12 protein-coding genes are annotated in these 13,198 nt (G+C 70.4%); 4 read left to right on the top strand and 8 right to left on the bottom strand.

The features are described 5' to 3' along the window. The first annotated feature begins 121 nt into the window (after nucleotides 1–121). Together OHA18_RS33040 and OHA18_RS33035 are read left to right on the top strand one after the other, a co-directional pair. Complete coding sequence (locus OHA18_RS33040) at nucleotides 122–967, top strand: M55 family metallopeptidase (RefSeq protein ID WP_328999264.1); 846 nt, start codon at nucleotides 122–124, stop codon at nucleotides 965–967. A 19-nt stretch (nucleotides 968–986) separates the two neighbouring features. Then, nucleotides 987–2,612 carry a PucR family transcriptional regulator gene (locus OHA18_RS33035; protein ID WP_328999263.1) on the top strand — a complete coding sequence of 542 codons (1,626 nt, stop codon included), beginning with the start codon at nucleotides 987–989 and terminating at the stop codon, nucleotides 2,610–2,612. On the opposite strand, the gene OHA18_RS33030 is transcribed toward OHA18_RS33035, so the two are convergent. From OHA18_RS33030 to OHA18_RS32995, 8 genes are all read right to left on the bottom strand, one after another. Next, on the bottom strand, nucleotides 2,613–4,490 hold the full coding sequence (locus tag OHA18_RS33030) for a prolyl oligopeptidase family serine peptidase (protein ID WP_328999262.1): 1,878 nt from the start codon (nucleotides 4,488–4,490) through the stop codon (nucleotides 2,613–2,615). A 91-nt stretch (nucleotides 4,491–4,581) separates the two neighbouring features. Further along, entirely contained in the window at nucleotides 4,582–5,190 is a 609-nt protein-coding gene (locus OHA18_RS33025) for a helix-turn-helix domain-containing protein (protein WP_328999261.1), read from the bottom strand. 6 nt (nucleotides 5,191–5,196) lie between these two features. Next, nucleotides 5,197–5,913: an aspartate/glutamate racemase family protein gene (locus OHA18_RS33020; protein WP_328999260.1), complete on the bottom strand. Its 717-nt coding sequence runs from the start codon at nucleotides 5,911–5,913 to the stop codon at nucleotides 5,197–5,199. Then, on the bottom strand, nucleotides 5,910–7,037 hold the full coding sequence (locus tag OHA18_RS33015) for an alanine racemase (RefSeq protein WP_328999259.1): 1,128 nt from the start codon (nucleotides 7,035–7,037) through the stop codon (nucleotides 5,910–5,912). The genes OHA18_RS33020 and OHA18_RS33015 overlap by 4 nt, the downstream gene beginning before the upstream one ends. Before the next feature lie 23 nt (nucleotides 7,038–7,060). Beyond that, on the bottom strand, nucleotides 7,061–7,840 hold the full coding sequence (locus OHA18_RS33010; protein ID WP_328999258.1) for an ABC transporter ATP-binding protein: 780 nt from the start codon (nucleotides 7,838–7,840) through the stop codon (nucleotides 7,061–7,063). Next, nucleotides 7,837–9,726 (bottom strand): dipeptide/oligopeptide/nickel ABC transporter permease/ATP-binding protein, encoded by a 1,890-nt coding sequence (locus OHA18_RS33005; RefSeq protein WP_328999257.1) that lies wholly within the window; start codon nucleotides 9,724–9,726, stop codon nucleotides 7,837–7,839. Before OHA18_RS33005 ends, OHA18_RS33010 begins: the two co-directional genes overlap by 4 nt. Then, a complete protein-coding gene (locus OHA18_RS33000; RefSeq protein ID WP_328999256.1) occupies nucleotides 9,726–10,730 on the bottom strand; it encodes an ABC transporter permease in 1,005 nt (334 codons plus the stop codon). Before OHA18_RS33000 ends, OHA18_RS33005 begins: the two co-directional genes overlap by 1 nt. 12 nt (nucleotides 10,731–10,742) lie before the next feature. Then, a complete protein-coding gene (locus OHA18_RS32995) occupies nucleotides 10,743–12,326 on the bottom strand; it encodes an ABC transporter substrate-binding protein (protein ID WP_328999255.1) in 1,584 nt (527 codons plus the stop codon). A 141-nt stretch (nucleotides 12,327–12,467) separates the two neighbouring features. On the opposite strand from OHA18_RS32995, the gene OHA18_RS32990 reads away from it, so the two are divergent. Both OHA18_RS32990 and OHA18_RS32985 read left to right on the top strand, forming a co-directional pair. Next, complete coding sequence (locus OHA18_RS32990) at nucleotides 12,468–12,701, top strand: hypothetical protein (RefSeq protein ID WP_328999254.1); 234 nt, start codon at nucleotides 12,468–12,470, stop codon at nucleotides 12,699–12,701. 76 nt (nucleotides 12,702–12,777) lie between these two features. Next, nucleotides 12,778–13,197 (top strand): response regulator transcription factor, encoded by a 420-nt coding sequence (locus tag OHA18_RS32985; RefSeq protein ID WP_328999253.1) that lies wholly within the window; start codon nucleotides 12,778–12,780, stop codon nucleotides 13,195–13,197. Nucleotide 13,198: the final 1 nt, after the last annotated feature.

Here is a 13,198-nt window from a genome sequence, read left to right as displayed (position 1 = left end):
GCCGGGGTTGTCCGTTTCCCCTCCGGCCACGGCGCGCCGTTGGAGTTTTCGCCGGTTCTACTGGACAGAGGATTTAGTAGAACTATATCTTCATCAGTACGAGTGAAGATATGGATGAATCATGCGCGTCTACATCTCCGCGGATCTCGAAGGAATCGCCGGGGTCGCCACCCTGGATCAAGTCGTCCGCGGCGCCCTGGGATACCCGCGGGCCCAGCAGCTGATGACCGCCGAGGTCAACGCGGCGATCGAGGGCGCGTTCGACGGCGGCGCCACCAGCGTCGTCGTGAACGACAGCCACGGCACCATGGACAACCTGCTCCCCGACCAGCTCGACCCGCGGGCGCGGCTGGTGTTCGGGGCGCCGAAGGCCCAGTGCATGGCGCAGGGACTGACACCGGACTTCGACGTGGCGTTCTTCGTCGGCTACCACGCGGCGGCCGGCTCCCCCGGCGTCCTCGCGCACAGCTTCTCCTCGCACTTCCTGCGGCTGCGGCTGAACGGTGCCGCGGTCTCCGAGGCCGATGTCAACGCGCTCTACGCCGCGTCCCAGGGCGTGCCGATCGGCCTGGTCACCGGCGACAAGGATCTCTGCAAGGCGACCGCGACGAGCCTGCCCGAGGCGGTCACGGTGTGCGTCAAGGAGGCCGAAGGCTGGAGCGCGATCGACAGTGTGCATCCGGTCGCGGCCGCCACCGCGATCCGCGGCGCCGCGGCGCGCGCCGTCCAGTCGGTCCAGTCGTTGCCGCTGGCATCGGTTCCGGCCCGGCTCGAGGCCGAGGTGGAGATGTCGATGCCGACCGCCGCCGAGCTGGCGGCCCAACTGCCGGGCTCGGTGCGGGTCTCCGAGCTGACGGTCCGGCAGACCGTGGACACCCCGGCCCAGTTGCTCGGGCTGATCGTCATCTGGTCGCTGGTCGCCGGCGTCGCTGCCCGCGAGCGGATCGGCTTGATACAGCGCCGCTGAGCGCGTTGGGAGGATCGTCATGTTCGCCACCGATCGCACCGATCGCACCGTGGAGTCGCTGCTGGACCGCCTGGGCAGCACCGTGGTCGACGTCGTACACCTCGCCAACGGCGGGATGACCGCCGTCCGGCAGGTGCTGATCGGCGCCCAGGCGCTGGACGGCACCGACGTACGGGACGGTGTGCTGCTGGGCTGCGACGTGGACAGCACCGAGCAGGTGGCCGAGCTTCTCGAGGTGCTCGGCCCGGACGGCCTCGCAGTACTGGTCCTGGCCGAGAAGCCGGAGGTCGATCGGCGCTGCGTAGCGAAGGCCGAGCGGTACGGCGTGACCCTGCTGCGCTCGACCGCGGCCATCAACTGGTCGCAGCTGGCCGGTGCGGTCTGGCAGTTCCTCGAGGCCGCGGAGCCGGCCGGATGGACCGACAGCTTCGGCACCACCACCGCCGATCTGTTCCGGTTCGCGACGACCGTCAGTTCGATCCTCGGTGCGCCGGTGACGATCGAGGACCTGTCGTCGACCGTGGTCGCGTTCTCCCCCGGCCAGGAGGACGTCGACCCGGCCCGCACGGCGTCGATCCTGTCGCTGCGGGTGCCGGAACGATGGCAGCAGGAGTACCGCGCGAACGGCATCTACGGCCGGATCTACCGCGCCCGGGAACCGGTGCTGATCTCGTCCTCGGACGGGATCCTGGCCCGCCTAGCGGTGGGTATCACGGCCGGCAACGAGGCGCTCGGATCGATGTGGGCCGCGGTCGCGACCGAACCGACGGCCGAGCAACTGCTCGCCTTCCAGAACGCGGCGAACTCGGCCGCCCTGCTGCTACTCCGGCGCCGCCACGAGATCGACCCCGAGCTGCGCCGCCGCGAGCAGCTGCTGCTCTCGGTCCTGGAGGGCGGTGCCGCCGCGGCCGAGGCCGCTCGGGGCTTGGACCTGGACCGACGGGTGCTGTGCGTGATCGGTGCGCGAGCCCTCGGCCGGGCGGAGACAGCCGGCCAGGAGCCGGCCGACAGGCGCGCGGAGCGGACGGCGACGCTGCACAAGTTGCGCCAGTCGCTCGCACTGCAGTTGTCCTCGACGAATCCGAAGGTCTCAGTGGTGCTGTCCGGCAACACCGTGTACGCCGCCTTCCCGCTGCCGTCGTCGGCCCGCGACACCAGCCGGGCCGAGGCCGCGGCCCGCGCCCACGTCACCCGCGCGTGCCCGGACGGCGACATCGTCCTCGCGGTCGGACGGCTGGCCCGCACCCTCGACGAGATCCCGCTGTCACGCGCCGATGCCGACGGTGTCCTCGATGTCTTGTGCAACGAGCAGAACGACCAGCGGGTGGCGACGATCGCGGACTTCCAGGGGCGGATGCTGCTGCGCCGGCTGCGGCGCCATATCGCCGGTGAGACGCTCCCGCCGGCCAGGATGATCGAAGCCCTGCGCGAGCACGACGCCGTCCACAGCACCGGTCTTCTCGACGCCCTCGACGCCTACCTGGACTGCTTCGGCAACGTGGGCCGCGCCGCGCGGCGGTTGTCCATCCACCCGAACACCCTGCGGTACCGGATGCAGAGCGTGGCCCGGATCGGCGGGATCGACCTGGAGGACTCCGGAACGCGGTTCGAGCTGATGCTGCAACTGCGGCTCCGGGCCGGATGATCACTTCGTCAGGCGGCCGCGGAAGAACTCGAGGGCGCGTCGCATCACATCGATCTGATGGGTGCGCTCCCGGATCACGTGCGGCTCGCGCGGGTACACGACCAGCTGCACGTCGGCGCCGGCCGCCCGCAACGCGCGGTTGTAACCGGTCGCCTGGCTCACCGGGATCCGTACGTCGCGCTCGCCCTGCAGGATCAGCACCGGCGTCGTCACCCGCCCGGCGAACGTGACCGGTGACCGGTCGACGGCGCCGTCACCGGTGGCCGGCTCCCACGGGAGACTGCCCGCCAGCGTTCCCTCGAACAACGGCCTGTCGGTCGTCAGCACCAGCGACCGCCAATCGGTCACCCCCGCACCGACGATCGACGCCCGGTACCGATCTGTCTGGGTCACACCCCACGCCGCTAGGAATCCGCCTTGGCTCCACCCGCCGATTCCCAACCGGGCCGGGTCGGCCAGGCCGAGTTCGATCGCGCGGTCGACGGCCGCCTCGACGTCCTGCCACTCCGCGCCGCCCATGTCCGCCCGGGCCGCCACCGCGAACCGGTACCCCTTCCCGTTGCCGCCACGGTAGTTCGGCATCAGGACATGGATCCCCGCGGTCGCCATCAGCTGTCCCCAGTCGAGCGGCGCGCAGTGCAGACCGAGGTTGGACCGGCCGTACGGACCGCCGTGCGGCAGTACGACAGTCGGGTGCGGCCCCGGACCGAACCGGGCCGGCGGCGCGATGCTGATGACGTCGATCTCCAGTCCGTCGCTGCTGCGAGCAACGAACGACCCGACCTCGGCGAGCTCGACACCGGCCAGCGCCTCGCCGTACGACGAGCATTGGACCAGCTCCTGCGGACGGCCGGACCACAGCTCGACCAGACCGCCCGGCGCCTGCATCGCCGCACCCAGTTGATGAGTGTCCGCGACGTCGAAGGCCTTGATGTCTCCGTCCAGCCGCGCCAGGTCGTGTGCCTCGCCCCCGACCGGGTACGCGCGGACGATCGTCTCCAGCCCGTCGGCGAGGGCGACCACAGCGGTGTCCGGCTGCGCAGTACGGACGGCGATCACGCAGATGGTGTCGTCGGGCCCCGGACCGGCAGCGACCGGTTTCGCGTCCTCGGTCGCGGAGACCGCCCAAAAGGTTGCCGCTGACAACGGTTGCGGATCGAGCGGCGCCTTGAAGACGATCTTGTCGTCACGCTCCAGCCAGCCGAGGTAATCGGCCCACGGCGCCGAGCAGACCACCGACCGGGAGCCGTCGTTGAGATCCACCACCTCGACCTCGGCCAGCAGACCGGACTCGGGCTCGACATCGGGCTGACTCACGACCGCGATCCGTGCCCCGTCCGGCGACCAGGCCAGATCCGTCACGTGCCGATCCACCGTCGTGACGGCACGCCCGGTGCCGGTCGCCACATCGACCACATGGACGACGACCGGCCGCCAGTCCTCGCCGAACACCTGCTCGTCGCCGACCGCGCCATCAGCGACGTCAACCGGCGTCGGCACCAGTACGGCGACTCGATCTCCCAGCGGTGACCACGCCACGCTGACCACGGAGGTGCCCGGCGCGTACACAGCACGAGCCTCGCCGCGACCGGTCTCCAGCATGTACACCGATCTGACGCCCCGGTCGGCCCGATCGGACAGGAAGGCCAGCGTCGTGCCGTCGGGTGACCAGCGCGGGCAGCAGTCGTCCGGACCATGCGTCCATTGCTCCGCGCGGCCCGATCCGGTCACGCAGGTCCAGATGCCGCCGCGGGGGTTGGGGTCGTCGACACCGTTCGGCGCCGCACGCCAGGCGACCCGGCCGCCGTCACGCGAGATGGCGACGTCCTCAGGCACCAACAGGTCGCAGATGAGCTCGGGAGTCAGTGATGTCGTCACACCACTACGCTAGGCCGCCGGGCCGGGTTCCGGATGGTGGATTCAGCCGACGATCCCGGTCGCGGTTGGGTCTTCGTACAGACGGCGACGGTCAGTCGGCGGCCCGAGGTGAACGGGTCACGATCGAGATCGCCAGTGCGTCGCCGACACCGGAGTTGATGACCCGGTGCGGCCGTTCGCCGCGGAACGTCACCGCGTCGCGCCGCGCCAGGTCGTAGGTCTCCGCCCCGATCTCGACGGTGACGTCACCCTCCACCACGACCAGGCACTCCTCCCCCGGATGCGACACCGGCCGATCCGCCGTGGACTGCCCCGGGGCGAGCCGGACCTCGATCACCTCCAGCTCGCCGTCGGTGTCCGGGGTGAGGACGTCGTACGCGATCTGGCCCCGGCCGCGCGGGCCGGCCTCCGACCGGCGGACCACGTGCCCGTTCGGTTTCTCGTCCTCGAGCAACAGCTGGAACACCGGCACCCGCAAGCCGCGGGCGATCCGCCGCAGCGCGGGCAGCGACGGCTGCGTCGTACCGGACTCGATCTGACTGATCGCACCCGGGCTCAGCTCCGCCGCCTGCGCGAGCTCGGCCGCCGACATCTCCCGCGCCCGCCGGAGCCGCCGGATGGTCGCTCCCACGGCCGTCGACTCATCGACGGTGTCAGCCGGCGGCTCGGCGTCGCCGCGCTTCCGCGCTCGAAGGGTCACCGCACGTCACCGTCCTGTCCGGCCTCGTTGCTCCGTCGCCAAATCTATCGTTCGCCGCGCCAGGATCAGGCCCGGATCGACGATCGGCAGGCCGTGTTCCACCCGGCTCAGCGCCGGCGGGATCTCGGTGCACGCCGCGAGGATCGCGTCGCAGCCTCCCAGGGCGACCGCACACTCGGCCAGGATGCTGCCGGCGTGGATCAGGTCGTCCCCGGCCTTCACCGCCGTGATCGCCTCCAGGACCCGGCCGTACTGCGTCTCGCCGGGCGTCACGCAGTCGATCCCGGCGGCCTTCAGCCGGCGCTGGTACAAGCCCGAGGTCAGCAGTCCCGGCGTACCGAGCAGGCCGACGCGCCGGACCCGTGGCCGTTGCCGGGCGAGGCGGTCACACGTCTCCTGGACCATGTCGAGGACGCGGACGGTGATCCCATCGGACGCGGCCGGCAGGAAGTGGTGGGCGGTGTTGCACGGTACGGCGATGAGCGTTGCACCGAGTCGCTCCAGCGCCTGCAGGCCGTCCCGCAGCCACGGAGTCGGGTCCACACCGTCGCCGAGGATGGCCGCACTGCGATCCGGCGTGGACGGCTCCGACCACAGCACGACCGGGAAGTGGCTCTGGTCGTCAGCCGCCGGCGTGAGTTCGATCAACCGGCCGTAGAACTCGGCGGACGCCAGCGGGCCCATGCCACCGAGGATCCCGATCGTGGCCGCGGCTTCCGTCACGTAACCAGTCCTCGTCCGTCGACCGGCCACGGATCGGCCGGCTTCCCGCCGGAGACGATCTGCACCTGGTCGGCCAGGTTGACGACCGGACAGACGTGGTTCGGTACGACGACCACTGTCTCGCCCAGCCGCGGCCGAGGGCCATCGCCGGGCAGGACGACACCGTGATGGTCGTAGAGCCTGCTGATCACCGCCGCCGGGTACCTGGGCAGTACGCCGTACCCCTCCAGACCGGCCGGAAGGTCGCTGGACAGCACCTTCGCGCCGGCGTCGATGATCACGTGGTCGCGCCCGACGCTGACCACCGTTGCCTGGACGGTCAGCGCGACCGCGGACCAGCCGCACGCTCCGAGCCGGACCTGCAAGCGGTCGTTGAAGACGTACGTCCCCGGCCGTTCCTCGGTGACTCCGGTGCGCTCGTCCTCGTGCGAGGTCGGCGTCGACCCGGCGCTGAGCTCGCGGACGTCGTACCCGTGGTTGCGGAGCGCCTCGCCGTACCGATGCAGGGTCAGCACCTCGTCATCGGCCGCCGCGCGTACGCCGTCGCGGGTGCGGTACGAGTGGCCGCCGTGGGTGAACACACCGACGACGTCCAGACCGGCCTCCGTCGCCGACCGGGCGACCGCGAGAGCTGCCTCGACCGACCGGACTCCGCTGCGCTCGCCACCGCAGTCCGCCTCGATCAGCACCTCCACCGGCCTTCCGGCGGACCGCACCGCCGCGCCGACCCGGGCCGCGCCTTCGGAGCTGTCGACGCCGAGCCTCAGCCGGCGCGTCGTTGCCGCCAGTGTGGTGAGCATCCGCAGCCGGTCGCCTGCCGGCCAGACCGGATACGCGACGAACAGGTCGTCGAACCCGGCGGCGGCGAACATCGCCGCCTCGGACAGCGTCGCGACGGTCAGCCCGGTCGCGCCGTACTCGAGCTGCATCCGGCCGAGATTCACCGACTTGTGCGTCTTGGCATGCGGCCGGAGTACGGCGCCCCGGCTCGTGACCGCGGCGGTCATCGACCCGAGGTTCCTCTCGACCCGGTCGAGGTCGACCACCAGGGCGGGCGAGGTCAGGCCGTCGAAGCTGACCTCGGCCAGCTCGTCGAGACCGGCCTCGTAGTCGTTCGACCGCACAGGTCCTCCACTCGCGTGCATTGTCACGGGCGACCCACCCTCAGCATCCCCGGGTTCTCCGCGGCGAGCAGCTCGCGGGTGTACGGGTGCTGCGGTGCGGCGATCAGGGCGTCGGTCGGACCGGACTCGACCACGCGGCCGGCGAACATCACCGCGATCCGCTCGCTCATGTACCGCACCACCGGGAGGTTGTGCGAGATGAACATCAGGCCGATGCCGAGCTCGCGCTGGACGTCGCGCAGTACGTTCAGCACCGATCCCTGCACCGACACATCCAGTGCCGACGTGATCTCGTCGGCGATCAGGAAGCGCGGGGAGGTCGCCAGCGCCCGCGCGATCGCGGCCCGCTGGCACTGGCCGCCGGACAACGAGACCGGCAGCCGAACGGCCACCGAGGCGTCCAGACTGACCAGATCCAGCAGCTCCGCCGTCCGCGCTCGTGCTGCCGCCGACGTGGTCCTGCCATTGGCCAGCACCGCCTCCATGATGGCGTCGCCGATCCGCATCCGCGGATTCATCGAGGACGATGGATCCTGGAACACCAGCTGGACCGCGGATCGCAGCCTTGCCAGCTCGGCGCGCCCGGGACCGACCGGACGGCCGTCGAGCACGATCCGGCCGGCGCAGGAAGGCAACAGCCCGACCATCGCCCGGGCCAGAGTGGACTTGCCCGAGCCCGACTCCCCCACCACGCCCAGCGATCCGCCGGCGCTCACCTCGAGCGTGACCGTGTCCACGGCCGGTGCGTCGTGGCGCCGGGAACCGTAGCGAACCGAGAGACCCTCGACCGCCAAGGCAGTCATCGAGCCATCACCCCCCTCACGCTGGTCGTCGCCACCGGATGCCAGCACGCCACGCGGGCGCCAGGACCGGCCTGCTCCAGCGGCGGCATCGACTCGGTGCAGGAGTCGGTCGAGCGATCGCAGCGCGGAGCGAACGGGCAGCCGGCCGCTTCGTCGTTCCTGGTCGGCGGCCGTCCCGGTATGGTTGCCAGCGGCAACTGCCTGTCGGTGGTCATGGTCGGCACCGAACGCAGCAGCGCCCTTGTGTACGGGTGCCGTGCCGCCGTGGTGACGTCGCGCGCCGCGAGTTCCTCGACGATCCGCCCGGCGTACATCACCACGACCCGGTCGCAGACGTCGAGGATCAGGCTGATGTCGTGCGAGATCAGGACGACGGCGACGCCGGACGAGTTCGCGTCGGCCAGCAGCTTCATGATCTCGCGCTGGATGGTGACGTCGAGCGCGGTGGTCGGTTCGTCGGCGATGATCAGGTCCGGCTCACACATCAGGCTCATCGCGATCATCGCGCGCTGGCGCATCCCGCCGGAGAACTGGTGCGGCCGCTCGCCGAGTCGCTGCTCCGCATGCGGGATCCGCACCTCCGCCAGCCGCCGGGCGGCCAGCTGCCGGGCGGCGGATCTGCTCAGCTCGCGATGGATCCGGACACCCTCCGCGAGCTGGGCTCCGACCGCCATCAACGGGTTCAGCGATGACATCGGATCCTGGAAGATCATGCCGAGCGATCGCGCGTACAGCCGCCTGGCCGCGGCCGGCCGCAGCCGCCGGGGATCGGTGCCACCGACCGAGAACGTCTCCGCCCGGATCTCGGCGGCCGGCGGCTGCAGACCGGCCACGGCCATCGCTGACATGCTCTTGCCGCTTCCGGACTCGCCGACGACGCCGACCATCTCCCCCTTGCTCAGCCGGAGATCGAAGCTCCGGACGACCTCGGCCATGCCCTCGCCGACCGGCACCGCGACGCTGAGCCCTTCGACGTCCAGCACGTGGCTGCCGACCGCGGCCAAGTCCGGTGACCGCACCTCGGACGCAGTCGCGGGGCGAGCGGCCTTCCGAGGTCCGACCTGACGCCGGGCGGCCAGCGCGGCGAGTGCTTCGCCGCAGAAGTTCAGGACCACCCCGGTCATCACGATGGCAACCCCAGGAGCCAAGGCCGCGAGCGGGCTGAGATAGATGCTGTCGAGACCCTGCGCCAGCATCTGTCCCCAGTCGTACGCCGGCGGTTGCACCCCCAGCCCCAGGAACGAGAGGCCGGACAGGAACAGCAGCGCGCCGCCGATCGCGAACGTGGTGTTGAGGATCAGCGGCTCGGCCACGTTCGGCAGCACGTGCCGGATCAGGATCCGCGTTCGCGACAGGCCCATCAGCCGGACGGCGGAGATGTAGTCGCGGGTGACCACCGACGACGAGAGCGTCTGGGCGAGCCGGGCGAAGCTCGGCGCGAACGCGATCGCCACCGCCACCACGGCTCCGCCACCGCCGACACCGACGATGACGGACAAGAACATCACCAGCAGCAGATCGGGGAACGACAGCCAGATCGCCAGCACGCTCGAGAACAGCCGCTGCGACCGCCGTCCGAGCAACGTCGACAAGGCACCGAGCAGTACGCCGCAGACCGCACCGGACACCGCGGACAGCAACGCGAGCGACAGGCTGGTCCTGGTCGCGACCATCACCCGGTAGAAGACGTCACGCCCGAGGCCGTCGGTGCCGAGCAGATGACGCGCGCTCATGCCCTGGAGCAGATGATCGGGGTCCGGCGCCGTGGCCCGTCCGGACCACAGCAGCGGAGCGATCACCGCCACCAGCAGCAGGACGACCGCACCGGCCAGCCCGATGACCGCCGTACTCGAGCGCGTTCTGCGGCGCCGCATCCTGATCTGCATCAGGTACTCCTGATCGAGGACTGGGGGTCGATCAGCGCGAGCGCGACGTCGACCACGAGATTGGTGACCAGGACGACGGTTCCGAGCAGCAGCACGATGGCTTGGATCACCTTGTAGTCCTGAGCCAGAATCGCCTGCACCAAGGTCGTCCCGAGGCCCGGCCAGGCGAAGACGCTCTCCACCAGCACGGTGCCGCCGATCAGGCCGGGCAGCATCATGCCGCTGATGGTGAGCACCGAGGTCAGGATGTTCGGCAGTGCGTGCCGTCCGTAGGTCCGCAGCACCGGCAGCCGCTTGCTCCGCGCGGTCCGCAGGTAGTCCTTCTCCAGCACGACCAGGGTCTCGATCCGGACGATCCGGGCCAGATGCCCGGCCAGCCCCGCGGACAACGCCACGATCGGCAGGATGTAACTCGGTACGCCGGTCCGCCCAGCCACCGGCAACCACTTGAGGGTGACCGAGAAAACGAACACCAGACCGACCGCGCTGAGGAACTGTGGAATCGCCCCGACGAACCCGGTCCACAACGTGAACAGTGTGTCGAGCGATCGCCGCCGGCCACCGCGGGTGAGCACCGCCACCGCGATACCGGTCGGCAGCGCGATCACCAGGATCGTCAGGAAGGCCAGAGTCGCAATCTGCACGGTCGGTGGCAGCCGGTTCGCGACGATGCTGCCGACCGGCTCACCGGTCGAGACCGAGGTCCCGAACCGGCCGTGCAGTACGTCACCGGCATAGTCCACGAACTGCGCCGGCAACGACTTGTCCAGCCCCAGTTCGTGGCGCTTGGCACGGATCAGGTCAGCCGACGCACCAGGCGGCAGCGAAGACCGGACCGGATCACCAGGGACCAGGTGCAGCATCAGGAAGGTGAGCGTGAGCAAGGTGCCGATCGCGACGGCGAGTCGCCCCAGCCGCCGCGCCGCGAACGTCAGCCAGGGGCTCGCGACCCAGCCCGGTCGCTGTGTCCGGGTGAGCCGGCCGGCGGTCTCCGTGCTGGCCATGACGTGTCGTCCTCACCCGAGCCGGAGGCTCGTCGGGATCACCGCTCCGGCACCGACCTCGAACGTCACTCCGTTGCCGAAGATGGTCGAGTTCTGGGCCGCGACCGGCAGGACGTTGGCGGCGCTGAGCAGCGCCTTCGCGGCCTCGTTCCACAGCGCGCAGCTCTGCTGCCCCGGCTGGCCGTAGGCGCGGCCGGCCAAGTCGCGGTACTTCGCGTTGGCGACCGCCGAGAAGTTGGTGCCGTTCGGCGGAGTGGCTCCCGAGAACTGCCCGACCAGGTTGGACGGCAGCTGGTCCGACGCCCGGGCCAGGGCCACGTCGCCCCAGTTCCCGGCCTGGCTCCATTTCCCGTCGATCGCGGCCGGAGTCAACGGTTGCGTCCGGATCGCGATGTGCAGGTTCTGCTCCCACAGCGACGCAAGCAGCTGTCCGGCCGAGACCGAGCTCTGGGCGTTGCTCGGGTAGATCAGCGTCAGCTCGAGCGGCTTGCCGTCCTTCACACGTTTGCCGTCGGCACCGGTCCTCCAGCCCAGCCGGTCGAGGGCGGCATTCGCCGCAGTCACGTCGTACGCCGGAACCACGCCGGTGGTGACGTCGTCCGCGCACGGCTCGCCGCCGCCGTCGGTGAGCCTCGTCGCCACCGATCCCAGATTGCCGGTGTTCACCTTCGCGACCTGGTCGAGCGCGACGCCCTGGACCAGTGCCTTGCGCAGCCCCTCGTCGGCGAGCAGCCGGCCCTGGGCCTGGTTGAAGAACAGCTCCGAGGTGATGTGGAAGTAGCCGCGCTCGAACAGCTTCCGGTCCTTCAGGCGTGGTGTGTCCGGGCCGCGGATGTCGGCGATGTTCAGTTCGCCGCTGAGCAACTGGTTCGCCGCGGTCGTCTCGTTCGTCGACACCACAACGGTGACCTTGTGCGGGAACTTCGCGTCACCGGTGCCGGCGCCGCCGGGGCCCCACGTGTAGCCGTCGCGGACGGTGAAGTCGTACGACTTGCCCGGCACGGCCGAGGTCAACTTGAACGGCCCGGTGCCGTCGCTGCCGGTGGCCAGCTTCGCCCGGTTGCCGATGCTCGACGGGCAGACGATCAGCACCTTGGACAGCTGCTCGAGGATGAAGCCGCTCGGTTCGGCGTACTTGATCGCGAAGGTGCCGGTCGCGTCGTCGGCCGTGGTCGTGTAGCCCGAACCGGGCAGCACCGACCCGAGCAGCGGCGAGTGGTTCGCCGGGTTCTTGATCCAGTCGAAGTTCTTGGCGATGTCGGACGCGGTCAGCGCGTGGCCGTCGTCGCACTTCACCCCCTTGTTCAGGGTGAACGTCGCGGACGAGGCGTCGAACGTCCAGCTCTTCGCCAGGTTCGACACGATCTTGCCGTCGCCGGTCAGCGCGACCAGGGCGTCGTACGCGAGACCCGCCACCTGCTGGCCGGCCGAGTTCGTCGAAGCGGACGGATCCAGCGCGCCGGGATCGCTGCGGATCGCGTAGCGCACGGATCCGCCGGTACCGCTCGACGAGTCCGCACCGGTCGAACAGGCGGTGCCCGCGGCAACGACCGCCGCCACGACGAGCAGCCCCTGCCAGTACTTGATGGTGGGCATTCGAACCTCCTCCAGTCGCCTTCTCCGTCAGAGTAGGAGCCGGAACGGGGGCCGGAGTTGGTCGATCGACCAACTCCCGCGAGGTGATTTGGCGCATCGCAGCCAAGCGGCCCGCAGTACGCTGGCCCGGGTGATGGGGCGATGCAGCAGAACGACTGGCCGGCCGAGTACGCGACGCTGACGGCTGCCGACCGGCGCGCTCCGCTGCCGCCGGCGGAGCTGGAGCGGCTGGCGGTCGTCGCCTTCGTTCTCGGGCACGACGACGAGGTGGCAGCGTGCCGCGAGCGGGCGCTCGAGGAACATCTCGCCCGCGGCGATGTCGAGGCGGTGATCCGGCGGGTTCTGGCTCGGGTTCCACCTGCAGCAACGCGGTGACCTCGCGCGGGCGTCCGATCCACAGGGCGCGATCCCGTCGTTACGGCGCGCGTGGAGTTTGTGGCAGCGATTGGAGATGCCGTATGAGGGCGCCCGCACGCGGCTGCTGATCGCGGACGCCTGCCGGCAGCTCGGAGACACCGACGCCGAGCAGATGGAGCTACGCGGCGCCCGAGCCGTCTTCGAACGCCTCGGCGCCGACGGCGACCTCACGATGCCCGACCCGCCGGTCGATCCGTTCGACGGGACGGGTCTCGCTCCTCGCGAGCGGGAGGTGCTGTGGTGGCTCGCGACCGGCGCGACGAACCGCGGGATCGCGAACCAGCTCTTCCTCAGCGAGCGGACCGTTGCACGGCACGTCAGCAACATCTTCGGCAAGCTCCGGGGGCCGAACCGGGCCGGGGCGACCGCCTGGGCTTACAACCATGGCGTGACCCGGGACAGCTGGGCGCGGGTCAGCCACATGGGTAGAAATGACCATTCACCACCGGTCTGAG

Origin of the sequence: Kribbella sp. NBC_00709 (assembly GCF_036226565.1) — a bacterium.
In the GTDB taxonomy this organism is placed as follows: Bacteria; Actinomycetota; Actinomycetes; order Propionibacteriales; family Kribbellaceae; genus Kribbella.
The sequence above is the reverse complement of the archived record's forward strand: the minus strand, read 5'-3'. Positions and strand labels throughout refer to the sequence as shown.

Coding starts and splice junctions, on each gene's coding strand:
- OHA18_RS33040 (WP_328999264.1), top strand. CDS start 122: ATGCGCGTCTACATCTCCGCGGATCTCGAAGGAATCGCCGGGGTCGCC.
- OHA18_RS33035 (WP_328999263.1), top strand. CDS start 987: ATGTTCGCCACCGATCGCACCGATCGCACCGTGGAGTCGCTGCTGGAC.
- OHA18_RS33010 (WP_328999258.1), bottom strand. CDS start 7,840: ATGACTGCCTTGGCGGTCGAGGGTCTCTCGGTTCGCTACGGTTCCCGG.
- OHA18_RS33005 (WP_328999257.1), bottom strand. CDS start 9,726: ATGCAGATCAGGATGCGGCGCCGCAGAACGCGCTCGAGTACGGCGGTC.
- OHA18_RS33000 (WP_328999256.1), bottom strand. CDS start 10,730: ATGGCCAGCACGGAGACCGCCGGCCGGCTCACCCGGACACAGCGACCG.
- OHA18_RS32995 (WP_328999255.1), bottom strand. CDS start 12,326: ATGCCCACCATCAAGTACTGGCAGGGGCTGCTCGTCGTGGCGGCGGTC.
- OHA18_RS32990 (WP_328999254.1), top strand. CDS start 12,468: ATGCAGCAGAACGACTGGCCGGCCGAGTACGCGACGCTGACGGCTGCC.
- OHA18_RS32985 (WP_328999253.1), top strand. CDS start 12,778: ATGCCGTATGAGGGCGCCCGCACGCGGCTGCTGATCGCGGACGCCTGC.